At 38.7% G+C, this 24,638-nt stretch carries 24 protein-coding genes; 16 read left to right on the top strand and 8 right to left on the bottom strand.

The features are described 5' to 3' along the window. Positions 1 to 13 precede the first annotated feature (13 nt). The 3 genes from OQ267_RS02720 to OQ267_RS02710 are packed head-to-tail and all read right to left on the bottom strand — an operon-like array spanning position 14 to position 3,139. Positions 14 to 508, bottom strand: a complete 495-nt coding sequence (locus OQ267_RS02720; protein WP_088301213.1) for a gliding motility lipoprotein GldH — start codon at positions 506 to 508, stop codon at positions 14 to 16. Further along, complete coding sequence (ricT, locus tag OQ267_RS02715) at positions 477 to 1,988, bottom strand: PSP1 domain-containing protein (protein ID WP_265834786.1); 1,512 nt, start codon at positions 1,986 to 1,988, stop codon at positions 477 to 479. The genes OQ267_RS02720 and ricT overlap by 32 nt, the downstream gene beginning before the upstream one ends. A gap of 2 nt (positions 1,989 to 1,990) precedes the next feature. Next, positions 1,991 to 3,139, bottom strand: coding sequence for an ATP-binding protein (locus tag OQ267_RS02710; protein ID WP_265834785.1), 1,149 nt, complete (start codon positions 3,137 to 3,139; stop codon positions 1,991 to 1,993). Between the two features lie 196 nt (positions 3,140 to 3,335). Between OQ267_RS02710 and ruvX the strand changes: the two genes are divergently transcribed. The 7 genes from ruvX (at position 3,336) to OQ267_RS02675 (ending at position 8,266) form a co-directional block, all read left to right on the top strand. Further along, positions 3,336 to 3,752, top strand: a complete 417-nt coding sequence (gene ruvX, locus OQ267_RS02705) for a Holliday junction resolvase RuvX (RefSeq protein WP_088301216.1) — start codon at positions 3,336 to 3,338, stop codon at positions 3,750 to 3,752. An 8-nt stretch (positions 3,753 to 3,760) separates the two neighbouring features. Continuing rightward, a complete protein-coding gene (locus OQ267_RS02700; RefSeq protein WP_265834784.1) occupies positions 3,761 to 4,399 on the top strand; it encodes an O-methyltransferase in 639 nt (212 codons plus the stop codon). A gap of 64 nt (positions 4,400 to 4,463) precedes the next feature. Then, entirely contained in the window at positions 4,464 to 5,138 is a 675-nt protein-coding gene (locus OQ267_RS02695) for a glucosaminidase domain-containing protein (RefSeq protein ID WP_265819418.1), read from the top strand. Between the two features lie 48 nt (positions 5,139 to 5,186). After that, positions 5,187 to 6,023, top strand: a complete 837-nt coding sequence (locus OQ267_RS02690) for a glucosaminidase domain-containing protein (RefSeq protein ID WP_088301219.1) — start codon at positions 5,187 to 5,189, stop codon at positions 6,021 to 6,023. Positions 6,024 to 6,071: 48 nt separating this feature from the next. Next, the gene (locus OQ267_RS02685; RefSeq protein ID WP_088301220.1) at positions 6,072 to 6,830 is read left to right on the top strand and encodes a hypothetical protein; all 759 of its coding nucleotides are present in this window, start codon (positions 6,072 to 6,074) and stop codon (positions 6,828 to 6,830) included. Then, positions 6,827 to 7,150 carry a hypothetical protein gene (locus OQ267_RS02680; RefSeq protein WP_265834783.1) on the top strand — a complete coding sequence of 108 codons (324 nt, stop codon included), beginning with the start codon at positions 6,827 to 6,829 and terminating at the stop codon, positions 7,148 to 7,150. The genes OQ267_RS02685 and OQ267_RS02680 overlap by 4 nt, the downstream gene beginning before the upstream one ends. A 93-nt stretch (positions 7,151 to 7,243) precedes the next feature. Continuing rightward, positions 7,244 to 8,266, top strand: a complete 1,023-nt coding sequence (locus OQ267_RS02675; RefSeq protein WP_088301221.1) for a DUF3078 domain-containing protein — start codon at positions 7,244 to 7,246, stop codon at positions 8,264 to 8,266. On the opposite strand, the gene OQ267_RS02670 is transcribed toward OQ267_RS02675, so the two are convergent. Continuing rightward, the gene (locus tag OQ267_RS02670; RefSeq protein ID WP_265834782.1) at positions 8,267 to 8,995 is read right to left on the bottom strand and encodes a siderophore-interacting protein; all 729 of its coding nucleotides are present in this window, start codon (positions 8,993 to 8,995) and stop codon (positions 8,267 to 8,269) included. A 95-nt stretch (positions 8,996 to 9,090) separates the two neighbouring features. On the opposite strand from OQ267_RS02670, the gene OQ267_RS02665 reads away from it, so the two are divergent. Then, entirely contained in the window at positions 9,091 to 10,080 is a 990-nt protein-coding gene (locus OQ267_RS02665; RefSeq protein WP_265834781.1) for a helix-turn-helix transcriptional regulator, read from the top strand. A 62-nt stretch (positions 10,081 to 10,142) separates the two neighbouring features. On the opposite strand, the gene OQ267_RS02660 is transcribed toward OQ267_RS02665, so the two are convergent. Then, a complete protein-coding gene (locus tag OQ267_RS02660; protein ID WP_265834780.1) occupies positions 10,143 to 12,566 on the bottom strand; it encodes a DUF5916 domain-containing protein in 2,424 nt (807 codons plus the stop codon). A 606-nt stretch (positions 12,567 to 13,172) separates the two neighbouring features. On the opposite strand from OQ267_RS02660, the gene ffh reads away from it, so the two are divergent. The 7 genes from ffh to OQ267_RS02625 all read left to right on the top strand — a co-directional run bounded on the left by ffh (position 13,173) and on the right by OQ267_RS02625 (position 20,117). Then, on the top strand, positions 13,173 to 14,513 hold the full coding sequence (ffh, locus tag OQ267_RS02655; RefSeq protein WP_088301225.1) for a signal recognition particle protein: 1,341 nt from the start codon (positions 13,173 to 13,175) through the stop codon (positions 14,511 to 14,513). A gap of 211 nt (positions 14,514 to 14,724) precedes the next feature. Continuing rightward, positions 14,725 to 16,263 (top strand): YifB family Mg chelatase-like AAA ATPase, encoded by a 1,539-nt coding sequence (locus tag OQ267_RS02650; protein ID WP_265834779.1) that lies wholly within the window; start codon positions 14,725 to 14,727, stop codon positions 16,261 to 16,263. Between the two features lie 350 nt (positions 16,264 to 16,613). Next, complete coding sequence (locus OQ267_RS02645) at positions 16,614 to 17,024, top strand: GxxExxY protein (protein WP_172406493.1); 411 nt, start codon at positions 16,614 to 16,616, stop codon at positions 17,022 to 17,024. A 277-nt stretch (positions 17,025 to 17,301) separates the two neighbouring features. Continuing rightward, a complete protein-coding gene (locus OQ267_RS02640) occupies positions 17,302 to 17,637 on the top strand; it encodes a hypothetical protein (RefSeq protein ID WP_265834778.1) in 336 nt (111 codons plus the stop codon). Positions 17,638 to 18,301: 664 nt separating this feature from the next. Beyond that, positions 18,302 to 18,673: a hypothetical protein gene (locus tag OQ267_RS02635; RefSeq protein ID WP_265834777.1), complete on the top strand. Its 372-nt coding sequence runs from the start codon at positions 18,302 to 18,304 to the stop codon at positions 18,671 to 18,673. A gap of 111 nt (positions 18,674 to 18,784) precedes the next feature. Then, positions 18,785 to 19,354 carry a Crp/Fnr family transcriptional regulator gene (locus OQ267_RS02630; protein ID WP_265834776.1) on the top strand — a complete coding sequence of 190 codons (570 nt, stop codon included), beginning with the start codon at positions 18,785 to 18,787 and terminating at the stop codon, positions 19,352 to 19,354. 85 nt (positions 19,355 to 19,439) lie between these two features. Continuing rightward, positions 19,440 to 20,117, top strand: coding sequence for a type 1 glutamine amidotransferase domain-containing protein (locus OQ267_RS02625; RefSeq protein ID WP_265834775.1), 678 nt, complete (start codon positions 19,440 to 19,442; stop codon positions 20,115 to 20,117). A gap of 62 nt (positions 20,118 to 20,179) precedes the next feature. On the opposite strand, the gene OQ267_RS02620 is transcribed toward OQ267_RS02625, so the two are convergent. Continuing rightward, positions 20,180 to 20,428 (bottom strand): hypothetical protein, encoded by a 249-nt coding sequence (locus OQ267_RS02620; RefSeq protein WP_088301231.1) that lies wholly within the window; start codon positions 20,426 to 20,428, stop codon positions 20,180 to 20,182. Between the two features lie 275 nt (positions 20,429 to 20,703). On the opposite strand from OQ267_RS02620, the gene OQ267_RS02615 reads away from it, so the two are divergent. Then, positions 20,704 to 22,086: an MBL fold metallo-hydrolase RNA specificity domain-containing protein gene (locus OQ267_RS02615; RefSeq protein WP_088301232.1), complete on the top strand. Its 1,383-nt coding sequence runs from the start codon at positions 20,704 to 20,706 to the stop codon at positions 22,084 to 22,086. A 76-nt stretch (positions 22,087 to 22,162) separates the two neighbouring features. Here OQ267_RS02615 and OQ267_RS02610 read toward each other — a convergent pair whose 3' ends face one another. Together OQ267_RS02610 and proB are read right to left on the bottom strand one after the other, a co-directional pair. Beyond that, positions 22,163 to 23,410 carry a glutamate-5-semialdehyde dehydrogenase gene (locus OQ267_RS02610; RefSeq protein WP_265834774.1) on the bottom strand — a complete coding sequence of 416 codons (1,248 nt, stop codon included), beginning with the start codon at positions 23,408 to 23,410 and terminating at the stop codon, positions 22,163 to 22,165. A gap of 105 nt (positions 23,411 to 23,515) precedes the next feature. Further along, on the bottom strand, positions 23,516 to 24,595 hold the full coding sequence (gene proB / locus OQ267_RS02605; protein ID WP_265834773.1) for a glutamate 5-kinase: 1,080 nt from the start codon (positions 24,593 to 24,595) through the stop codon (positions 23,516 to 23,518). Positions 24,596 to 24,638: the final 43 nt, after the last annotated feature.

Here is a 24,638-nt window from a genome sequence, read left to right as displayed (position 1 = left end):
ATTATGTCCTGGCTTAGTTTTGGCTTTCTTCCACTAAAATGCCCAAATCTACTACTTCCAACAAGGGATTATCCCGCATGTTCTGCTCAATTTCAATACTAAACTTTCCATTTGTCGGAAAATGGAAATTGGTTTGCATCGGAAGTGTATAGCTGAAAATATTTCCTGACCCACTCCCCAGCCATTCCCCGTCATTTTTGGCTAGTTTATATTGATAACGCCTGGTAATGACCTTTTTTCCGGTGTTGAAATGAGCCAGAATAAAAATATTTGAATATTTGTAATCAGCAGTGTGTCTCAGCTTAAAATAGATATTATAAGGCTTGGCATTGTCCTTTATTTCGAAGGCATTAACAATATGGTTTCTATAGGTCCACTTTCTTTCCGGAACTTTAACATTCGAATCGATAATACTGGAAGTACAACCCAGAAAAAGGGATGCACCAAGCAGGAAAACAAGTAAATAAGCTTGTTTTTTATTCAGCAGCAGGTTTATTTTCTGAACCATTATCTTTTCTGCGATTATTGTTTTTCCGGCGGTTGTTCCTGTTTTTATTTTTGCTTTGCTCTGGTTTTGTACCATCCACAATAGATTCTCCCTCGGCCTTTACAACTGGCTTTGGTGGTTTAGGATTGTTGCCCTGTGGCTTTGGTCCGTTAACATGCTGGGGTTTCTGAACAGCTTGTTGTGGCTTAATCCCTGCATTTTGCTGTGCTTTAGGCCCGTTTTGCTGAGGTCTGTTATTTGCCTGTGGTTTCGGATTTCCTTGCTGAGGTTTAGCATTGGCCTGTGGGCTTTTATCCCCGGCAGGAATCCTTTCTCTTCTGTTCTGGTTGCTGTTTCCTTTGTTTTTCTGATTGCGGTTCTGGTTATTTTTACCTTTTGAACGTTCATCCAATCGGGTAAGGCTATCCTGCCCAACTACATTTTCGTAGTCAAAGGATTTCTCTACCACAACAGGAGCAGCCATCTGAACGGCTTCTTCTTTTAAATTAGGTGCCTTTTTCCCTGCCTTGTTCATGGCCATGATTTCTTTTACGCGGGCTGCTTTAACCGGAATCCAGTTTTCATCACCCTGGTAACTAAACCACATGATCTTCTTAAAAATATCCGTCTTTTGATGACGTGCATAACCTGCTTCGGTATCTAAGTTTTCAATACGGTCAGGAATATCCTTTAACGCATCCAAATAAGTATCCAGCTCATAATTCAGGCAGCATTTTAACTTTCCGCACTGGCCGGCGAGTTTCAGGGTATTTAAAGATAAGTTCTGATAACGGGCTGCAGCCGTTGAAACCGTTTTGAAATTGGTGAGCCAGGTAGAGCAACATAATTCACGCCCGCAGGAGCCAATTCCACCTAAACGACCAGCTTCCTGGCGCATTCCAATCTGGCGCATTTCAATGCGGATACGGAAACTTTCGGCCATTTTCTTAATCAGCTCCCGAAAATCCACACGTCCGTCGGCGGTGTAAAAGAAAGTGGCTTTCGTTTTATCTGCCTGATAATCCACATCACTGATTTTCATCGATAAACGCAGGTCTAACGCAAGTTTGCGAGCCTTATGCATGGTTTCCCATTCCATTTCTTTCGCTGCATTCCATTTTTCTACATCAGCTTCGGTAGCTTTACGGTAAATCTTTTTTACCACCTGATCCATCGGCGTCTTTCTACGCTTCATTTGAACGCGAACCAGTTCACCCGTAAGGGAAACATGCCCCACATCAAAACCACCCGTTGGTCCTTCAACAGCAACCAGCTCCCCAATTTCGAGGTAGATGTTATCATGGTTTAAGAAAAATTCTTTACGAGAGCCCTTAAATTTTACTTCTGTAACCTGAAAAGGTTTATAATTGGAGGGCATATCCAAATTGGACAGCCAATCGTGCACTTCCATTGTCTGGCATCCACCGGTACCGCATGAGCCATTACTCTTGCATCCATTAGGGGTGCAACCACCACCTGTTGAACAACTTCCACATCCCATAACTAATTGTATATATATTGAGTCCCCGCAGGGAGCGTTTTAAACTTGATAATTTTTACCAGTTGTAAAGATACATCTAAAAAGAGAATTTTTGGGTTTGCATTCCTTTCAATGTGATAATGCGCCTTTTCCAATTCACTGATGATGGCTTCTGCCATAGGTAAACTGAGTACATGTGTACTTAGTTTTTTTGCGGTATCCAATGTAAGCGGGGGTAATTTCACCAGTTCTTCTGCTCCACTGATGATTAAACAGCATTCGCGTAAATAATTCACGCCATACCTTAAAAAATTCTTTTGGTTCTCTCTTCCCCATTTTGCTGCCACATCGGTAAAATCAATTAAATCAGGAACCTTATTGCCAAAGCCCATTCTTAACCAGGCCGTAAAGGTACCTGAACTGTCATTTTGAGTATCTGCAGCCAGGGCTTTTGCCTCAATTAAATTTCCATCGGCTAAAAAGGCATAATCAATGGCCTGATGTTCAGTTAAACCGCTGTTTTCTAACAGATAGCCTGAAACCTCCTCATTACTCAATTTCGGGATTTTGACAATCTGTGTCCTGGAAAGAATAGTGGTCAAAATCTGATCCTGGCTTTGTGCTATTAATATAAAGAGGGTATTTGCAGGCGGCTCCTCAATTAATTTAAGTAAGGCATTTCCTGCTTTATCCAGGTATTCGGGCAGCCACATAATTAAAACCTTTGTTTCGGCTTCGAAAGCTTTATAGCTCAGTTTTTTGATGATATCATGGCATTCTGCAATGGGGATATTGGCTTGCTTGTTCGCAGCATCCAGTTTAGAGCGCCAGATATCCATATCAAAATAAGGATCATGCAGAAACATATTCCGCCACTCATCCAGCACATCTACAGCCACTTTTGTATTGGCTGAAGCGAAAAAAGGATAAGAGAAATGTAAGTCAGGGTGAATGAGACGTTCATATTTTCTGCAACTCGAACAATCTCCGCAGCTGTCCTGTTCATTTTTATGATGGCAGTTGATATATTGGGCATAGGCCACAGCCAGCGCTACGGCACCAGAGCCTGCAGGCGATAAAAATAACTGCGCATGGCTCACCCGGTTTTCCCTAACCGTTTGTACCAACTGTTGCTTTATTCTTTCCTGGCCAATAATTTCTTTAAACTGCATTTGGTGGCAAAATAAGAAATAGATACGAGAATCACACATTTGTCATGACGAACTTGTTTCACCATCCCTTTTTTGAAATTAAAAAGACACATCAAATGCAAAGTTTAGTGATTATTTCAAAAACCTTACCTTTGGATTTTTAATTTTAACATGGCCTTTATGCGCAATGCAAACCGCCATCTGTAAAAACTAGTTTATGGCCCGGATTCTGGCTTTTGATTACGGAACAAAACGCATCGGTATTGCTGTTACCGATCCGCTGCAGATTATTGCAACTGGCTTGGATACGGTACATCCAAAAGATGCGATTGAATACCTTAAAAAATACCTGGTGGCAGAGCCGGTAGAAGCTTTTGTTCTTGGAGATCCAAAACAAATGAATGGAACGGACTCAGATTCCAAACAACATGTTAAGGGTTTCGCTACACTGCTCAAAAAAGCTTTCCCCACCATTCCGCAGCATTGGGTTGATGAACGTTTTACTTCAAAAATGGCACATCAGGCCATTATGCAAAGTGGCTTAAAAAAAATGGACAGGAGGGATAAAGATCGCGTAGATACCATTGCCGCCACCATCATTTTACAATATTTTATGGAAACCAACCGTTTATAACCGAATACATGAGCCTCATAAACGACGATTTACAAGATCTTTTAATTCATTATTGCGAGCCTGAGAGCCAGTTGCTGCAACAAATAGACCGTGAAACAAACCTTAAGGTTTTAATGCCACGCATGCTTTCCGGACACTACCAGGGCAGGGTGTTGAGTATGCTGAGTAAAATGATGGCACCGAAGTGCATCCTGGAAATCGGCACCTTTACGGGCTATGCGACCTTATGCCTCGCAGAAGGCTTAACCAAAGATGGGATTCTTTATACTTTGGATATTAATGTTGAACTGGAGGATATGGTACGGCAGCATTTCGCCCAATCGCCATATGATAAACAGATTAAATATATCCTGGGTGATGCCACCAAAACAGTAACTGATTTAGACGAAACCTTTGACATTGTATTTATAGATGCCGACAAGAAAAATAACGGTACTTATTATGATTTAATATTTGACCAGGTTCGTCCGGGGGGGATTATCATTGTGGATAACGTATTATGGAGCGGCAAAGTACTTCAGGATAAGCAGGATAAGGATACGAAAAACATTACAGACTTTAATGACAAAATAGCTGCAGACAAACGCGTGGAGAAATTAATTTTACCCGTACGAGATGGCTTGTTTGTCATCAGAAAGCGGGATTAACTATATAATTGTTTAAAACGGGTTAACTATACAAAATATCAGTTAACTGATTAACCAGAAGAACATGAAAATCATATTTACATTTTGCCTCCTACTTTTTAGTGTAATTATTATTAAAGCACAGGATACAGATGAGTATATTTCCGAGCATGTAGAATGTGCACAAGAACTCATGCATGACCATAAAATACCGGCCAGTATTATTCTGGCGGTGGCTATTCATGAATCGGCAGCGGGAAACAGCAGGGTAGCGCAACACCTGAACAATCATTTTGGGGTTAAAGGCCCTAACAACAATGCCGAAATTCATTCGGCCTACCGGGATTATGCAAGTGACGAGGATTCTTACAATCACTTTGTAGAAATCATGGAAACACGTGCACCATTTAATAGCCTGTTCGACAAATACGATCAATATGATTATAGGGGCTGGGCCAGGGGTATTCAAAGATCTGGTTATGCACAAAGCCGCACCTGGGCAAGTCAAGTCATTAACCTAGTTAAAAAATATGAGCTTTATCAGTATGATGACCGCCCTGCAGATTATATTGAACCTGTTCATGCCAAACCCCTTTACCACCACAAAAAAAGGCATGTATCTTCAAGAAGATATATTGTAAAAGCTGGTGACAATTTAAATCTGATTGCCAAAAAGAAACATACAACGGTTAAAGCCATTATGAAAAAAAACGGCCTGAAAAGTATTAAGCTAAAGCCCGGACAAAAAATCAAGTTATAATCCCCCCGAGATAGCATTGCCCAAATCAATTAATCCCTGATCATTACCATGAAATTCAACTTCGTATATATTGCTTTTGCCGTATTGATTTTAAGTTCTTGCGGAACACGTAAATATTCCAAAAACAATAAACAGATTGAAAAGGCGGCAAACAAAGCCAATAACAATACTTATAAAAGCTATAATACCCTAAGTTATATAGACGAATTTAAAGCTGTTGCCGTAGAGGAAATGACTGCTAACGGAATCCCTGCAAGTATAACCCTGGCGCAGGGCATCCTGGAATCGGGCAGCGGAAACAGTGATTTAGCCAAATATGCCAATAATCACTTCGGAATTAAATGCACTTCGGAATGGAAGGGAAAAAACTATTTCCGTGATGACGACCAAAAAAACGATTGCTTCCGGGTATATAAAGATGCCCGCGAATCGTTCAGGGATCACTCTGAATTTTTGAAGCGGAAACGTTACAGTTTTTTATTTCAGCTGGATAGAAATGATTATAAAAGCTGGGCCCAGGGTTTAAAAACGGCCGGCTATGCCACCAATCCAAAATATCCTGATTTATTAATCGGCGTGATTGAAAAATACCAGTTGTATCAATACGATCAGCCGGAAAGCGAAAAACAAAAAATTGCCAGGGAGGATCGTGTTTTTACTGAAATCAATCAGAACATCCCTAAAGAAAAAGAAAAGTTTGCTCCGGTTGAAACCCCGCCGCCAGGCGCCAAACCCATCATAGCAGACGGCACTTATACGGTGGTTAAAGGTGATACTTTATATAATATTGCAAAAAGATTTAACCTGACTGTGGATGAATTGAAAATGCTTAATGAAATAACCACTGACAGTATCAGACTTGGCCAGGTGCTTAAGGTTAAATAATGTTAAGCCAGAACATTCCGCACAGGATATTTGTAGTTTTGTAAACTCATGAAACTTTTTGCTGCCTTAACATTTTTAGTACTCAGCTTCTTTTCGATGCTTACTCATGCACAAACCAAGCCTGTGCAGGGCCTCGTTATTGATAAAGAAAGCAAACAGCGTTTGGCAAAAGTTTATATCTATAACCTCCGTACCGGTGATGGGCTGTATAATAATACAAAAGGGGAGTTTAGCACCGCAGCCATTCCCGGTGATACACTGGTAGCCGCTCTTTCAGGATATGGTGTAGATACATTGGTTTTTCACGGTCAGCCGACAGCCTATTTTCAATTGAAATCTTTGGGCATCAGGTTAAGGGATGTGGTTATTCAGCAAAAAAGGTTAACTCCACAACAGCTTTACGAAAAATCGGTTCAGGAATACCGTTATCAAACCAAAAAAGGCAGCAGCAAAGATCTGATTAATCTGGGAACCGGAGGTGTTGGCTTAGGTATTGATGCCATTTATAATTTATTGAGTAAACAGGGTAGAAATGCCCGTCATCTTCAGAAGATACTGGAAAAGGATTATCATGAAGATTTAATCAGCTATCGTTTTAACCCTAACTTAGTGCAGCAGGTATTGGGCATAAAAGATACAGAACTGATTGATTTCATGCAGCAATACAGGCCTACGTACCAGTTTGTGCTGGATGCCGATGATTATTCCTTTAATATATTCATCAAAAACGCCTACAGGAGTTACCGCCTGAATCCCAAAGCCTTACAATTGCCCGAGTTACCAAAAATAACAATCGAGAAACTGTGAAAGCACCCATTTTGATTGTAAAAAACTTACCCGCGGCAGGCATGGCTATTTTCCCGTTTATACTGCTCAAAAATGAAAGGCTTAAACAAGACCAGGATATCATTAACCATGAAAACATCCACCTCCGGCAACAGCTGGAATTATTGATTTTACCTTTCTATATTTTATACCTGGTTAATTATTTAATTAATTTCATTCGGTATCAGGAGCACCGTAAAGCCTATTTAAGCATTGTTTTTGAAAAGGAAGCCTACCATTATGAATCAGATATAAACTATCTTAAAAAACAGAACTGGTATGGATGGATAAAGCTGCTGTGATGTTTGGCTTTCAAGCACAAAATTCATCATTAACCCGTGATTCATTCTCTTAAAACTTTTGATCTATAATTTTTTTCGTTTTCTTTGTAACCCATGAAGAATTGTTTAGCTGCCCTAATCCTTATTCTAAGTATCTGCTCTATAGATTTATATGCACAGGAAATTGACACTATTCCGATCAATACAAAAGACCTGAATATTAAATTAAAACGGAGTCCGTTACCGAACAGGCAGGGGCCTTTAAACTTTGAACCGGTAAAAATCCCCCCTTATATTGTTAATGCAAAAGTAAATTATTGGAAAACCACCACATCAATAGGAATAAACGTTAACCAGGCACAGTTCAGCGATAACTGGAAAGGTGGTGGTGTAAACTCAGTTGCGGTTGGAGGTTTATTGAACTGGAAAGCAGAATACAATAAAAATAATTATAGTTATGTAAGTGAAGTGATTTTGCAATATGGCAAAATCAAAAATAAAGACCAGCTGCAAAAGAAAACGAATGACAGGATTTTCTGGGATAACAAAGCATCATTTCAATTATCTAAAAACTGGTATTTCTTCGGTTCCATCAACTTTGAATCGCAATTTGATAACGGTTTTTCTTATGCTACCGTAAACGGGACTGAAACCGCTACACTGATTTCGAAATTTATGGGCCCGGGTTACTTAACCGAATCTATCGGTTTCGAATATAAACCATCCAAATATTTTTCCACCCGGTTTGGTACCGGTACAGCGCGTCAGACCTTTGTGTTAGACCAGGAGCTTTTTAATGACCCGGATCCCACTAAACCACCTAAGACATCGGTATATGGGGTTGACTATGGTAAAACATTCAAAAATGACCTTGCCTTCCAGATCGTATCTGCATTTGACAAAGACATTTTCACCAATACCAACCTGAAGGCCCGTTATGCAATGCTTATTCCTTATGAAGATTTTAGATGGGGTAGAATTGACCATAGACTTGATATTGCCTTAACAGCCAAAATCAACCGTTTTATGAACACCAGTTTAACCGGCATTGCCCTGTTTGATGAAGATACCGGCACCAACAGGATACAAGCCAGTCAAACCCTGGCATTAGGCTTTGCTTTTGTTTTTCCGAGGTAACTAGCCTCCGGTTTTGCCGTTTTCCCAATAACAGGTGGTTTGGATTTGCTTGTGATGAACCCCCATCTCTTTGAGATACTTTTTAAATTTTTGAACCGATTTACCTCTTCCCGTAAGATAAAAGCTTGCGCCTTTCCACATTTCCCAGCATTTGGGATGCATGTTTTTCATCCATTCTATGGCATGTTCTGCCGGGGAAATCATATTTGAAGGTACTACGTCGATTAATAACCCGAGCTGTGCCAAAGCCTGATCATTTTCTTCGTTCATTTCTAAAATACCGAAGTATTCCTGTGCCAAATCCTGCGTGGTTTTAACAAAAGATTCATACAAACCGATGCTGGTTTCATCACCAAAAAAGAAATGCTGGTTGGAATCGAAATGATACTTTACTTTAGCCTGATCTGCAATAAGTTTAACGTGATCGCCCATTTTTATATTTTCTGCCCAGTTGCTTCCTGCACCTTTCCGGTTTAAAAAAAAGATAATCCGGCAGGTCCCTGTTTCCTGATCAAAGTCAGAAAGGGTATAATGTCTGTATTCGTTTGCATTTACCCTAAACAAAACCTCTTTTCCGGGGATGAAATCCATATCTAAAAAATCTCCCTTAAATGTGATTGCTTTAATATTATTGCTGAGCATCCTGGTATCAGCCACTTCAACTTCAAATATCTTGTTGCTGATTATTTTTTCCATTGTATCAGCCAGCCATGATGGTAATTTCGGCATCGTGTAAATTGTTTAGTAACTTTAAACAAAAGTAATGGTCAAATACTGAATGCATTTTACATCAAAAGGATTAAAACTTATATGAAAGGGATTTTATGTCTTTAAGTATTTACGATAAATCAAACCAGCAATATGTTGTTAACCATATGATTGATCAGGCCGATATAAACCTGCCATTGGTTACGGAGCGAAAAGAAAAATTTAGCTTTCCTTTTGGCGATGCAGAATTTGTACAGATTGCTTTCTCAGGTATTTTTATTGTTTATGGAGATGTTTTGGTAAAGGAAAACCAGTTGCGAATAAAGTCTTTTGATGATGCGGAGTTGGTAGAGCTTCATTTTTCAATCAAGGGAGGGGGCATTTTAGAGAATTTTCTAACCAAAAAGAAAATAGCCATGAAAGCCAATCAGCATAATATTATTTACACCCCACATTTTGATGGAATTGCGAAGTTCAATACGGATAGATCACACAAATTTTTTGAGGTTCATTTTCGCCGGGATAAATTTGTGGATCTAACCAGTGATAGCAGTTCCCTGTTAAAGAGATTTGGCGACACCATCATGAACAATAAACCCATGGCAATTTCTGCTGATAATCTACCCATCAGCATAGCCATGTATGCCTGTATCAATGATATCATGAACTGTACCTTTACAGGTGGCCTGAAGTTATTGTTTCTGCAATCGAAGTGTGTTGAGCTACTGGCACTGCAGGCACAGGCATTTGAGTATGCAAATAAAAGATCAGTGACAAAGACTTTAAAATCAGATTACGATAAGGACAGGATTTATTATGCCAGAGAATATTTGCTTCAGCATGCCCATCATCCGCCATCTTTAACCGAATTAGCGAAGGCTGCCGGGATTAATGAGTTTAAACTAAAAAGGGGCTTCAAAGAAACCTTTAACCATACTGTTTTTGGTTATTTAAGCGACTATAAACTGATGAAAGCAAAGGCACTCTTAGCTGATCATCAGTTAAATATTAAAGATATTTCAGATCAATTAGGCTATTCGTCCGTTCAGCATTTTAGCCATGCATTTAACAAAAAATTTGGGGTGAGTCCGGGCAAAGCGAGGTAGGCTGGTTGGAAATCCAAAGTCCTTAGTCGCGAATATTTAAACGATGATCATCTGAAAAAAGTTCAAGCCTTCTTCCTCTTCTTCTTCAGGTCCAAATAATCCACAAAATATAACACCTTAACGGATAGGCTGTTGTTTTGGGGTGCATTTAAAATTCCGCTGAGGTTTTTGTTATACCGCTGCCTGTAAAAATTATCGGAAGTTTCTGCAGCATCTTTATAAGAAACGGAAAGTGTACTTCCGGGTGCAAACTGCCAGATGTAAATCAAATCGATATTAAATACATTATAATTCCGATCCATTCCGGTTAAAGCCGGCCCCTGGTAATCAGTTAAATGTCCATCCGGTTTCAGCAGGTAAAAATCCTTGTTTCTTCTGTCGCTCCAATAATGTCTGAGCACAACGGTTACCCCCATTAAGTTGGTAAAAGTGTATTTGGCATCAAAAGAATTCTCAACGGTTCTCCTGTCATATTTAGAAAAGATGGCCTGACTGTTCTGATTGGTTACCCAATTTACATAATTATAGTTCGGATTGAAGCTTAAATCAAGTCCAAATGCCACCTGATCATTTAGCCTGAAGTTTTGAAACAGATAGAAGTTGTAAGATTTACCTGCAAAAAGCTGCTGTTCCTGGTAGCGGATATTCCCGCCAAAATTATAGGCCTTTGCACGATTTGGATTAATGTAAAGCGCCAGGCCAAAACTTTCCGGTGCTTTATAAACCTGGCCATTTCTGGCTTCATAGAAATCATTCCTCTTAGCATCATAATTTACATTCAGTTCTGCCGACCATAAATTTTTAAACCGTACATAAGATCCCGTTTCTATGCCGAGGCTTTGATAATCGCCAGGAGTAGCTCGCCTGGAATAGGTCATATTGAACCAGTTTTGCCATTCATTATACCATTTACCAGGTTTAAAAACATTATAACCCAGCCCAATCCGCTGATCCAGAAAGTTGTTGTTGGTAAAAAACCCCATGTCTGAGGGATTAAACTGATCATCCGCATATACCTGATTATAACTCCAGGTAAAATTTCCGCTTTGCTTTCCAAAACGAAGGGTATAGCTATAGCCCGTATGTACTTCTTCGCCTTTCAGATTACTCATTTTACCATTCCCATTGATAAAATATTTGTTCCCTTTGCTATTTAAGTTGAGTAATAAAGCGGTAACATTCGCATCATATGCGCTTCCCTGCCGTAGCACATTGGTATTGATAAATGTTGCAGAGCTGTTGTTTTTTAATGACTGATCAAAAACCAGTATATTATAATTGGTTAAGGGTTGTGTTTCTACCTGACGAAAGTTACCTTGTGCATCTTCCACTTCTGTTTGCATGCTATTGGTGATTGCATTAAAAATTCCGATTCCTAAACCTTTAGCCGTACGCCCTGAAATTTTAGTGGCGTTTAAAACCTTTGCTTCGGTCTGGTCTTTTACAACTTTGTCGGTTCCATTAATTCCACTAAAATCATGATAAGAAGGAATTGAGCCTATACGCTTGGAATAAAATAAATCTCCCTTATTAAACAATTCTGTACCTTCTGTAAAGAACTGCCGGTTTTCATTAAATTTAACTTCAAAGGGCGTCAGGTTTAAGATGCGGTTATCAGACTGCACCTGACCAAAATCAGGCACCAATGTCATATCCAGCGTAAAACTGTTATTTATACCATACTTTACATCCATGCCACCATTAAAGCGTGATGTGGTATTCTTAACACCTGGCAAATTGGCCGGGTAGTGGTTGATATAGCCTGAAACATATGGCGAGAATGAAAGCCGCAGGGGTGGTTTGATGTTTTTAATGCCTGTAAAAAGCCCTTCCTGGTTAATGAAGCCATTTACTTTGGGATCTACAAAATTCCAGAATGATTGTGTATTGGTTCGCTGAATGCGCCGGCTAAAATTAATTCCCCAGTTTTGAATATCCTGGCTTGAAAAGCGCAGTGCTGAATAGGGGATCTTCATTTCGCAGGTCCAGCCCTGCTGATCAATTTTAACAGCACTTTCCCAAACTGCATTCCAGTTGGAATCTTCATCGCCTACCTGCGAGTATTTGGCGTCGAACTGAACACCTGCAGCAGTAACGAAAAATCCGTTTCCATTCATTTTATCATAAAAAGGATCTAAAATAACCGAGATAAAATCGGCATTTCCAATCTGATCCCTTGAAACCAGTTCATGTGATACGCTATCCGGATGATCGTACATCCGGGCGTAAACATAAATGGCCACATCATCATAAACTACTTTCACTTCCGTACGCCGGTCTTTCGCTTCAACCCTCCCCGGAACAGGGCGAATTTCAAAAAAATCTGTAGCAAAAGGTACATTATTCCAGCAGGCATCGTTTAAAATGCCATCAATTTTGGGTGTTTCAATGGTTCTTACCGCTTGAAGTTCCTTTTGTTTAGCAGGATTCTGGGCAGCACAATAAGCATAAAGAAATATAAAAATAAGGGAGAACCAGCGTTTCATCGATTTAGTTTAGTTAAGCATAAGACTAACACCATTACAAAATGTTGCATCAAAAAAAATTAGGTGGTGTTTCAGACCGAAGAATGATTGCCTAACCGCTCCTTTTAATTAATCTTTCCAACATCAAAAGGATTTAAACTGCATTGAAACGGATCTGATCCACACTGATTTTAGCTGACATACAACAGCATAACTGTTTCGACGGACTTTCGCCGCACTTAAGCCGGGGTTTCGTCGGACTTATGACAATTCCACCCGAGCAAAGTGCAACTTAAATAAGGCGAAACAATGAATAAAAGCTCCATCTGTAGTGATGCAGGCCTTCATCAGTCCTTAAGCGATTAAACTGCAGACTATTTAATTAATGAATCAGCATGGATTGAGTATAAAGCAGTTCTGATAATAGTTATTTAAATACAATTTTTATAAGGTATAAATCAGGCAACAGAAGTACCTCACCTATTCAAGGATAGATGTAAACATTCATTTTTAAAAAGATTTTTGACTTTGAGTTGCAGAGATTTACAATCAAAAATTGATACATTTGCTTTTCATTAAAAAAAGTAGCCTCTACCTTCAGGTAAGAGGCTGTTAGCTTATAAAAAGATGTTTGATAATTTACAGGACAAGCTAGACAGGGCATTTAAAGTATTAAAAGGGCAAGGCAGCATTACGGAAATCAACGTGGCAGAAACCATGAAGGAGATTCGCAAAGCTTTATTAGATGCCGATGTTAACTATAAAACCGCTAAAGCATTTACTGATGATGTAAGGCAAAAAGCATTGGGCCAGAACGTGCTTACCGCCGTTTCACCGGGTCAGTTGCTTACCAAAATCATGAACGATGAACTTGCTGCCTTAATGGGCGGGGAGGTTAAAGAGTTAGATACTAAAGCAAATCCAACCGTTATACTAATTGCTGGTTTAAATGGTGCAGGTAAAACTACTTTCGCCGGTAAACTGGCTTTACATTTAAAAGGAAAAGGAAAAAAGCCGCTATTGGTGGCCGGTGATATGTATCGTCCTGCAGCGGTAGATCAATTGGAGGTTTTAGGAACTTCAGTAGGTGTATCTGTTTATGCCAACCGTGAATCTAACGATCCTGTTGGTATTGCTTTGGAAGGTATTGCACATGGTAAACAAAACGGCAATAATGTGATCATTATTGATACTGCCGGTCGTTTAGCGATTGATGAGTCGCTGATGAATGAAATTTCGGAGGTGAAGGCAAAAACCCAACCACACGAAATTTTATTTGTAGTGGATTCAATGACTGGACAAGATGCCGTGAATACTGCAAAAGTATTTAATGACAGATTAGACTTTACCGGCGTTGTTTTAACCAAACTGGATGGAGATACCCGGGGGGGTGCTGCACTATCCATTAAATCTGTTGTAAATAAACCCATTAAATTTATTGGTACCGGCGAGAAGATGGAAGCACTTGATGTGTTTTATCCGGATCGTATGGCCTCCCGTATTTTAGGTATGGGTGATGTGGTTTCTCTTGTTGAACGTGCACAAATGCAGTTTGATGAGAAGGAAGCAGCTGAACTGCAGAAAAAAATCCGTAAGAATAAATTTGATTTCAACGATTTTTACAGCCAGATTCAGCAAATCAAGAAAATGGGTAACATGAAAGATTTGATGGGTATGATTCCGGGCGTAGGCAAGATGATGAAAAATGTGGATATCCAGGATGATGCATTTAAATCTATCGAAGCCATTATCAACTCTATGACACCATTTGAGAAAGAAAATCCTGATGCCATTCAGCAAAGCCGCCGTTTACGCATTGCCAAAGGTTCAGGAAACAAGGTAGAAGAGGTGACCAAACTGATTAAGCAATTTGAAGACATGCGCAAAATGATGAAGCAGTTTTCTAACCCCGCAGCCGCAGCCGCAATGATGAAAGGCATGCCGAAAATGCCGTTTGGAAAAAGATAGGCATGAACTGAAAGCTTAAAGCAAAAAGCGACTACAGGATATTAAATATGTACATCCCGATCAGAAATGGTTGGGATTTTTTTGTTAAAGGGGAGATTGCCTCATCTGGTTAGTCTCCGAAAATTTATAAATTAAATATTTATTTCTATATTAGAATCCGATTATTCATCCCCGAATAACATAACATCCCGTTTTATTTTTACGATAATTCATGCTTGTAAAAACTTACGGAAGCGCTGTTTTTGGCGTAAATGCACTTACCATTACCATTGAGGTCAGTATCAGTGGAGGCAACAAATACTATATGGTTGGTTTGCCCGATAATGCCGTAAAAGAAAGTTTACAACGGGTGGCAAGCGCCATCAACGTTGCTGGTTTTCGGATGCCAAAACAAAAGATAGTGGTTAACCTTGCACCCGCTGATCTTAGAAAAGAGGGTTCGGCATATGACTTACCCATTGCTATTGGCATTTTAGCGGCTTCCGGTCAGATTCCGTCAGAAGAACTGGAAAACTACTTCATCATGGGTGAGCTTTCATTGGATGGCACCATCCAACCCATTAAGGGCGCTCTGCCTATTGCCATCCAGGCACAGGAAGACGGTTTTAAAGGTTTTATTTTGCCAAAACAAAACGTACGCGAAGCAGCCATTGTTGATGGATTAATAGCCTATGGTGTTGAAACCTTATCGCAGGTAATCGCGTTCCTCAATAAAAGTATGCCTCTTGAACCGGTTAAAATTAATACTCAAGAAGAATTCTTTAAAAACATTGGCAATTATGAACATGATTTTGCAGATGTTAAAGGGCAGGAAAATATTAAAAGGGCCTTGGAAATTGCCGCCGCTGGCGGACATAATGTAATTCTGATTGGTCCTCCCGGAGCAGGAAAAACCATGCTGGCAAAACGTTTACCCACTATTTTACCTCCATTAAACCTACCAGAAGCGCTGGAAACCACTAAAATTCATTCTGTAGCCGGGAAACTTTCTGCAGCCGATGCACTCATGACTGTTCGTCCCTATCGGTCTCCGCACCATACCATTTCTGATGTTGCCCTGGTTGGCGGCGGAATCAATCCTCAACCGGGAGAAATTTCTCTGGCACATAACGGGGTATTGTTTTTAGATGAATTGCCTGAGTTTAAACGAACTGTTTTAGAAGTAATGCGGCAACCCCTGGAAGACCGTAAAGTAGCCATTTCTAGGGCACGCTTCTCAGTTGAATATCCTGCAAGCTTTATGCTGGTGGCTTCCATGAATCCATGCCCCTGCGGTTTTTATAATCATCCGGAAAAAGACTGTGTTTGCGCTCCGGGTGTTGTACAAAAATACCTTAGTAAAATATCAGGTCCGCTTTTGGATCGCATCGATTTACATGTGGAAGTTACACCTGTCAATTTTTCTGAGCTGGCTTCATCCCGCGAAGCGGAAAAAAGCGAACACATCCGGAAAAGGGTTATACAGGCCAGAGAAATTCAGGATCAACGCTTTGCTGGCAAAGCAGATTTGCATTACAATGCACAAATGAGCCCGAAAATGGTGCGCAAAGTTTGTCAGATCAGTGAAGCAGGAACGGCACTGCTAAAATCAGCCATGGAAAGTTTGGGTTTATCTGCCCGCGCATACGACCGGATTTTAAAAGTAGCCAGAACCATTGCAGACCTAGATGGCAGCGAAAATGTGGCGCTAGAGCATTTGGCAGAATCAATTAATTACAGAAGTTTAGACCGCGATGGCTGGGCTGGGTAAACAATGATCATGAACAGCGCAATATACATGGTTTAAACTTGAAATGGTGAGCATCCGATATCGTAAATCCATAAACTGAACATATTATCATTTACAAAACAAATCTGTATGACCTCATGGCAAAGAATAATCATACTTGGACCATATAGGAATATGGCGCATATAGCAAAATCTATAAAAATGATTATTTAAGATAATCTATATGAATTAAATGCCTATGTGGTTAACCTGAAAACGAGATCGCCATATAGAAATATTGCACATAAATATAACCAGCTATCGATTAAAACAAAAGCTATATGAACTAAAATCCCTATATGGTTAACCTTATAATGAGAATATAAATACACATGACTAAAACATCTTTAAGAGCAATAACATACAATGTTATCGGTGCAGCAATAGAAATTCACAAAGCCCTTGGACCTGGCCTATTAGAAAGTGTATATCATGAGTGTATGAAACACGAACTGATGCTCAGAAATATAAACTTTATAACTGAAGTTTCAATGCCCGTAAGGTATAAAGAAATAGAGGTGGCTGCCTATTTAAGGTCTGATTTGTTAATAGAAGGCTGCCTGGTGGTTGAAGTAAAAGCTTCAAAAACAATAGAACCTATTTTTGAAGCCCAGGTATTAACCTACATGAAGTTATTAGAAGCGCCCCAGGGATTGATCATAAATTTCAATTGTGTCAATATTTTTAATGATGGACAAAAAACTTTTGTTAACGATTTTTACCGAAACTTAGATGATGAATAACAACTGTATGATAATGCCTATCCAGACATTAACGAAATCAATAATTGCTCACATTAACAATAAATGACTATTTTCATCCAACAAACGCTCGCTTATGAAATGGTGCCTATATGTATCATGTATAATTCTTCTTTCCAGTTGTGTTTCATTAAAGCAAACAAAACAAGATGGAATCAGAAAAATTTCTGACTTAAGCGCCTTTAATGGCAATTATTCCAATAAAATAAATTCTTCTGATTCAGCTAACTCACTATGGAATCAATTAAGTTTAAACCATATGCCCACATTTAATGCCGAAGGTGAGAGAATTGAGCTCCAGGCCATAGGTAAAAACAAAATCAAGGCAATATTATTCTTGGGTGGCAAACAAAAATCAGAACTAGCTGTAAAAGGCAAACTCAAGAATAATTACTTTGTATCTGTCCATAAGCGAACCATTATCCCGATTCCATTTATTTTTGGGAAATTTAAAAACAACCAGTTTCAACTGGCATTAAGTGAAAATAATGCACTACAGGTAGACAAGTTAAATAATCAATGGGGTTGGGTCTTTATCTTTCTAGCTAGTCACGATCAAACAAAGCATTACGAATATAAATGCCTGTCAAAATGAAATGACTGTATGACATCAATTTTTCAACCAATCCCAAAATGGAAGGCTTCACTGCTGGTAGCAGGAGGTTAAAATATCTCAATCGAAGCAATATTTTTATATGAACCAATTGATTATTATAAATCCCTTGATTTTCGCTCCGCCTGTATTTTTTTAATATTTTGAAAATTAACGATCAAAACCGGAAGTAATACGATAGCTATTACTGTTGATGCCGTGAAACCTCTTTTAAATGATAAAGATATATATTCAAAAAAGAACAATAGCAATAACGTACCAGCAAGTAAATAAATCACAGCACTTAAATGTTTTTCATTTTTAAGTTACTCCTTATCACTCATTTCAGTAAATTTATTTCTACTCATTTTAAAATAGCGGCTTCGTTTCCTGATTCCTCTACACAAAACTAAACAGTTTGCCGAATTAATTCAATTCATTGACCATAATAAAAATTTCATTTTGAAAATTTTAAAGAAGCAAACAATCATCAATTAAAACCCTAATAAACAGATATTTATACATAAAAAATAAAATTTAAGTTTAATGCTTTAACAGATAACACTAACCCTGAAAAAAATCTTTTGGCATAGTGGTTGTAAACAGCCTGTTACATTTAAACAGATTCTGTAAATTATTTTTCCAGATTCAAATTGAAAAACATTTTATGAAAAAGACAATCCAAATTTTCAGCATGCTATTAATAGCATTAACCATGATGGTTTCATGTAAGAAAGATACTGACCCGGCAGACAAAGATTTCTTTGTAGGTACTTACAGAGGCAGCGTATCTTACACAAAAGACGGTAACCAAATTACCAGTACTGATGGTAGAGTTACCGTAACAAAAGTTAATGATACTTACAGCTTCTTTTTCGGAAACAACATTCCTGATATTACAGGTGTTAAATTTCAGGAAAGTGGTAATACCTACGTAAGTATTGGTACCGGAGTAATTGGAATTACCATTGATGCCAGTAGCCTAAAAATTGGCGTTTCCAATACAAATGGTACCTGGACGGCCAACTGTACCCGGTAAGATTTTAAAGAAGCATTCAAGTCCCGACAAAATCGGGACTTTTTCTTTGCCTTAATATTTTAAATGCGGATATAACACCAATTCAGATTCTAAATTTACTTAGATTTATAAATGAGTGTTGAATTAAGAAAACATATTGAAGAAATTGTATCGCTTACTGATGAAGAATTTGAACAGATTAACAGCTACTTTAGGTTCAGACAACTAAAAAAACATCAGTATTTAATTCAGGAAGACGAGCAGGTAAATAATATCTATTTTGTAATCAGCGGACTTCTAAAAGCCACATATAATGATGAAAGTGGCAAAGAATACATTATTCAGTTTGCAACAGAAAACTGGTGGATTTCAGATTTTCAGGCTTTTTATAATAACGTTAAATCAATTACCAATATCAGTTGCCTTGAAAATGTAGAACTGCTTTACATCTCCAAAGAAAACCTGGATAAAATATGTAAAGAGAACCATAAAATGGAGCATTTTTTTAGAATAAAAAATAGTTCTGGTTATGTAGCGCTGCAACAAAGAATTCTTTCTTTGCTTACCACCAATCCGAAAGAACGCTTTGAACAATTTACCTCCCAGTATCCTCAGCTGTGGCAACGTTTATCTAAAACGATAATTGCAGCATACCTTGGCATTTCAAGAGAAAGCCTGAGCAGACTTTCTTCAAAAGTGTGATTTAATGCACAAAAAAATTGTGACTGAAGTCCTGTGCCAGGGATAAACTTTGCCTTAAATTTGAATAACATTAAACATTAATGATATGAGTAAAAAAGTTTTATTCGTGCTTACGAGTCACGACGAATTAGGAAATACAGGTAAAAAAACAGGTTTTTGGTCAGAAGAACTGGCAGCTCCATATTATGCATTAGCAGATGAGAGTGTGGAAGTTATATTGGCTTCAGCAAAAGGCGGTCAGCCACCAATTGATCCAAAAAGTGAAGAACCTTCGTTTCAAACTGATCATACGAAAAGAATGGATAATGATACTGTTCTTTTAGATAAACTAAAAAATACAATTCCTTTGGATGAAGTAAAAATGGAAGATTATGATGCCGTATTTTACCCTGGCGGTCATGGTCCGCTGTGGGATCTGGCAGAAAGCAGTACTTCACAAAAACTAATTGTTGATTTCTATACCGCAAATAAACCTGTTGCTTTTGTATGCCACGCGCCTGGTGTATTGAAAGACGTGAAAGTAAATGGTGAATATTTGGTTAAAGGTAAAAAAGTAACGGGCTTTACCAATACCGAAGAAGAAGGCGTACAATTAACTCATGTGGTACCTTTTCTGGTAGAGGATATGTTGATTAAAAATGGCGGAATTTATTCTAAAATAGAGGATTGGAATCCCTACGCTGTTGTAGATGGTTTATTAATAACAGGCCAGAATCCGGCTTCATCAGAGAAAGTAGCTGAAGAATTATTAAAAATGATTTAAAAGCTAAATAGCTATTCTACTGGTTGCCGGCTTAGCAACCAGTAGAATATTCAAGCTCTTTATCATTCCTCTTCCTCATCTTCTTCTTCCGGTACATATTTTTCTATGGCCTGCCCAATGGCATTTACCTCTTCATCTTCCTCAAAAATGGGAAGTTCTGTTTTATAATCCATTTTCAACCAAATGGAAGAAGTATCTTTTTGAATCTGAATATATTCTCTTCCATCTTTAAATATGGTGTAAGAGTCATTTCCTTCGGGGAAAACAGAATAATTTACCGGGCCTATTTCGATATCAAATGGTTCTTGCATTACTGAGATTTTTCTACAAAGATATAGGTTTAAATAGGAATATCAGACTTCTGTTCAGGATTTGAAAAGGAAGATTAGATTTTAACAAGAGATGCAGCTCCGCTATTTTTAAGCCTTATCTGGTTTTTAAGCCATAAAAAATTAATCATGGTATTCGTGCTTATGTTAAAATTATAGTGTCTGCAAATCTTCGATTTAAAAAATTACTTCTCACTGCTTAAAAATTCCAGCTTTTGTATTACTTTACACCAAACAAAATACCGAAAGATTAGAAGATGAAGTTAACGTTTTGGGGTGCGGCGCAACAGGTAACAGGAAGTATGCACCTGCTGGAAGTTGGGCATTATAAGATATTGATAGATTGCGGATTGGATTATGAAAAGGAAACTTACCAGGAAGACAACCAACAATTCCCTTTTGACCCGGCCAGTATCAACCTTGTGATTTTAACCCATGCACACATCGACCATTCCGGTAATTTACCGACGTTGGTACGCCTCGGTTTCGATGGTCAGGTGCTTTGCACAGCACCAACAGCTGATTTATCTGCTATATTATTATTCGATTCGGTAGAACTTTTTTTAAGGAAACAGAGTAGAAAACCACGCACAAAAAGGGGTAATTTCAGCGGACCAAAACCCTTATACCTGCATAAACATGTGATGGATACCATCGATCGATTCGTAACCATTGCTTTTAACAAACCTTTCAGAATTAACGGCGATATCAGTTTAACATTTATCCCTGTAGGGCATTTATTGGGTGCCGCTGCAGCCATTTTAACCATTAATGACAAGGGAGAGGAAAAGAAAATCGCTTTCTCTGGTGATATTGGCCGGGAACACTATCCGGTACTGGTAAAGCCAGAACCCATCCCGGCAGTTGATTATTTTGTGTGTGAAGCTACTTATGGTGGCCGTTACCACACCAAAGACCAGACACTGGAAGAAAGGTTGGTAAAAGAAATTGAAGAAGCCTGCATCAAAACACCCGGCAGATTAATTATCCCTGCCTTTAGTATCGGAAGGACACAATCACTGGTTTTTGCTTTAAATCAGATCTTCACTAAAAAGTTATTGCCCCCGGTTCAGATTTTTGTAGATAGCCCCATGGCGATACAAGCAACGGATGTTTACCGTAAACACCATAACCTGGTGAATCAGGAGGCAAAAGATTTTTATAAAACCATGGGCGATGAATTTGAATTTGAGCATCTGGCTTACGTTCAAACGATGAAAGAAAGCAAGGATGTTTCCAATTATTTCGATCCCTGCATCATTATTTCTTCTGCCGGAATGTTAGAAGGCGGGCGTATTCAGGATCACTTGTACTATAATATTCAAAATTATTACTGTACCATTCTTTTTATTGGCTATTGCGCCAAAGGAACACTCGGTTATAAACTTTTAAGTGGCGCTCCAATCGTCAGGATTAAAGACCGTGAAATGATGGTTTATGCCACTATTCGTCAAACCGATTTACTAAGCGGCCACGGAGATCACGACGATCTGATGCGAACAGTGAAGCAAACTGGTCAGCCAAAAAAGGTTTTTCTGGTGCATGGTGAAGATAAAAGTTTGAAGAGCCTGTCTGCTGCCCTGCAGGAAGATGGTTTTGACGTAGTGGCACCGGAAAGAGGAGCGGTATTTGAGATTTAACCGGCTCAATGGTTCATTGGAGGATCAGCTTCCATCTTCCAGACTATCTTCATCAGCTAACCATTTCCCCATCATCCTATTTCCTCACTTGTCCATCACCTCTGACCACCCATTTATAACTTGTTAATTCTTCCAAACCCATCGGGCCGCGGGCATGGAGTTTTTGTGTGCTAATGCCAATTTCAGCACCTAATCCAAATTGGGCACCATCGGTAAAGCCGGTAGAAGCATTTGCATAAACGGCAGCTGCATCAACCAGATTTAAGAAATTTGTCATGTTTTCTGCACTTTCAGAGATAATGGCTTCGCTATGTTTAGAACTATAATGAGCAATGTGATTAATCGCTTCATCAAAATGATTCACTACTTTAACCGCCATTTTTAAGGATAGAAATTCTGTACCAAAATGATCTTCTGTAGCGCGGTTTAGCAGGCTTGATGGATAAGAAGATTGTAGCATCTCAAAACTTATTTCATCTGCAAAAAGCACTACTTTTTTTTCAGCCAGTGGCATTAAAAGTGCTGGTAAATCATTTAATCTATTTTGATGAATCAATACGCAATCCAGTGCATTGCAGACACTCACTCGTCTGGTTTTGGCATTTAAAATAATGGCTTTTCCTTTCTCTAAATCTCCTGATTCATCAAAATAGGTATGTACAATGCCAGCACCGGTTTCAATAACAGGGATTTTACTATTTTCCCTTACATAATTAATTAAAGACTGACTCCCGCGTGGAATTAATACATCCACAAAACCTCTGGCATTAAGCAAAGCCTCAGTGGCGGATCTCTCGGCAGGCAATAAGGTAAGCACATCAGGATTAATTCCATGCTTTTCTAACACCTTCTGAATTACTTTTGCCATGGCTAAATTTGAAGATTCAGCATCACTTCCACCTTTCAAAACAGCAACATTTCCCGTTTTAAAACACAATGAAAAAACATCAGCAGTAACGTTCGGTCGGGCTTCGTAAATGACACCAACCACACCTAACGGAACGCGGATTTTTTTGAGGTTTAAGCCATTATCTAAAATTTTCTCTGATAATACTTCATTTAGCGGACTAACCAGATTCACCACATTTTTAATATCGTTGGCTATATCTAAAATCCGTTGAGATGTTAGCTTTAGTCGGTCATATTTAGGATCGTCAACAGGCATTTTAGCCAAATCCATTTCGTTTTCCTGAAGGATGATTGATGTGTTTTCGATTAACGTCTCCGCTACATCAGAAAGAACCGCATTCACTTTTTCTTTAGATAGATTAATAAGATGGCGGGCTGCTTTCTTAGCGTTTTCGAAGTATATGGAGTAGTTCATTTTTTTAGTATCAAGTAGTGAGTATTAAAACTTGCTTTTTTAAAACAGCAATCTAAAGACTTATTTAACGGCCAAGTGCGCTAAGTTTTTGCTTTAGCCTTCAGCTTAAATTACCGAATAAAAATAATCATAATGCACCAGGGCTTTTTGTTTTTTCTGTCCGATTCTTTCCCTTGCTTTATCCGAGCTGTATTCTGCAATGCCCAATCCAATTAAGGCATTTTGCGCATCCACAATTTTAATCACATCGCCTTTTAAAAAATCAGTTTGAATCTCTATGATTCCAACAGGTAATAAGCTTGTTGCCTTCCCAGAGGTCAGAACCATTTTTGCACCATCGTTTAACTTAACAATTCCAGTTGCAGCGGTTTCTGAGTGTGCAATCCATTTTTTCTTACCGGATTTACTTTTTTCAGGCACAAACCGCGTATGGATCAGAGTGCTATTTAAAAGTGAAGTCAGCACATCATCTTTAGTGCCATTGGCTATATGAACGTTAATCCCGAGCTTAGCTACCTTTTGTGCCATCGTAGATTTGGTAATCATTCCACCCCTGCCAAATTGTGATTTTCCGGTTTGAATAAACGAAGCCAGATTGGAAACCGTTCCCGAAATTTCTTCCATAACCTGCGAACCTTCCAGCTTCGGATCGCCATTGTAAATTCCATCTACATTCGACAAGATAATCAAGGCATCAGCACTTAACATCGAAGCAATTAAACCTGCCAGTTCATCATTATCTGTAAACATTAACTCGGTTACCGACACTACATCATTTTCATTAACAACGGGAATAACATCATTCTGCAGCAAAATTTGCATACAGTTTTTCATATTCAGGTAATGCGCCCGGTCACGAAAATCTTCTTTTGTTACTAAAACCTGGGCACATTTTATTTGATGGATGGCCAAAAAATTAGAGTAAGTATTAATCAGTTTTACCTGACCAATTGCCGCTAATAGTTGCCGGGTGGTTACGGCGTCTTGCTTCTCAGAAACTTTAATTAAGCTTCTTCCAGCTGCAACAGCACCTGAAGAAACTAAAATAACTTCAATGCCTAACTGTTTAATCGCTGCCAGCTGATCCACCAAATGATTGATTCGCGCTTCATCAGGTAATCCATTTTCCTTCGTAATTACATTCGAACCGACTTTAACTACTATTTTTTTGTACCCTAATTTCATGACTACATTAATGCCTTATGTTTGGCAATTTAACATCAATTTT

Origin of the sequence: Pedobacter sp. MR22-3 (assembly GCF_026240075.1) — a bacterium.
Classification (GTDB): domain Bacteria; phylum Bacteroidota; class Bacteroidia; order Sphingobacteriales; family Sphingobacteriaceae; genus Pedobacter.
The sequence above is the reverse complement of the archived record's forward strand: the minus strand, read 5'-3'. Positions and strand labels throughout refer to the sequence as shown.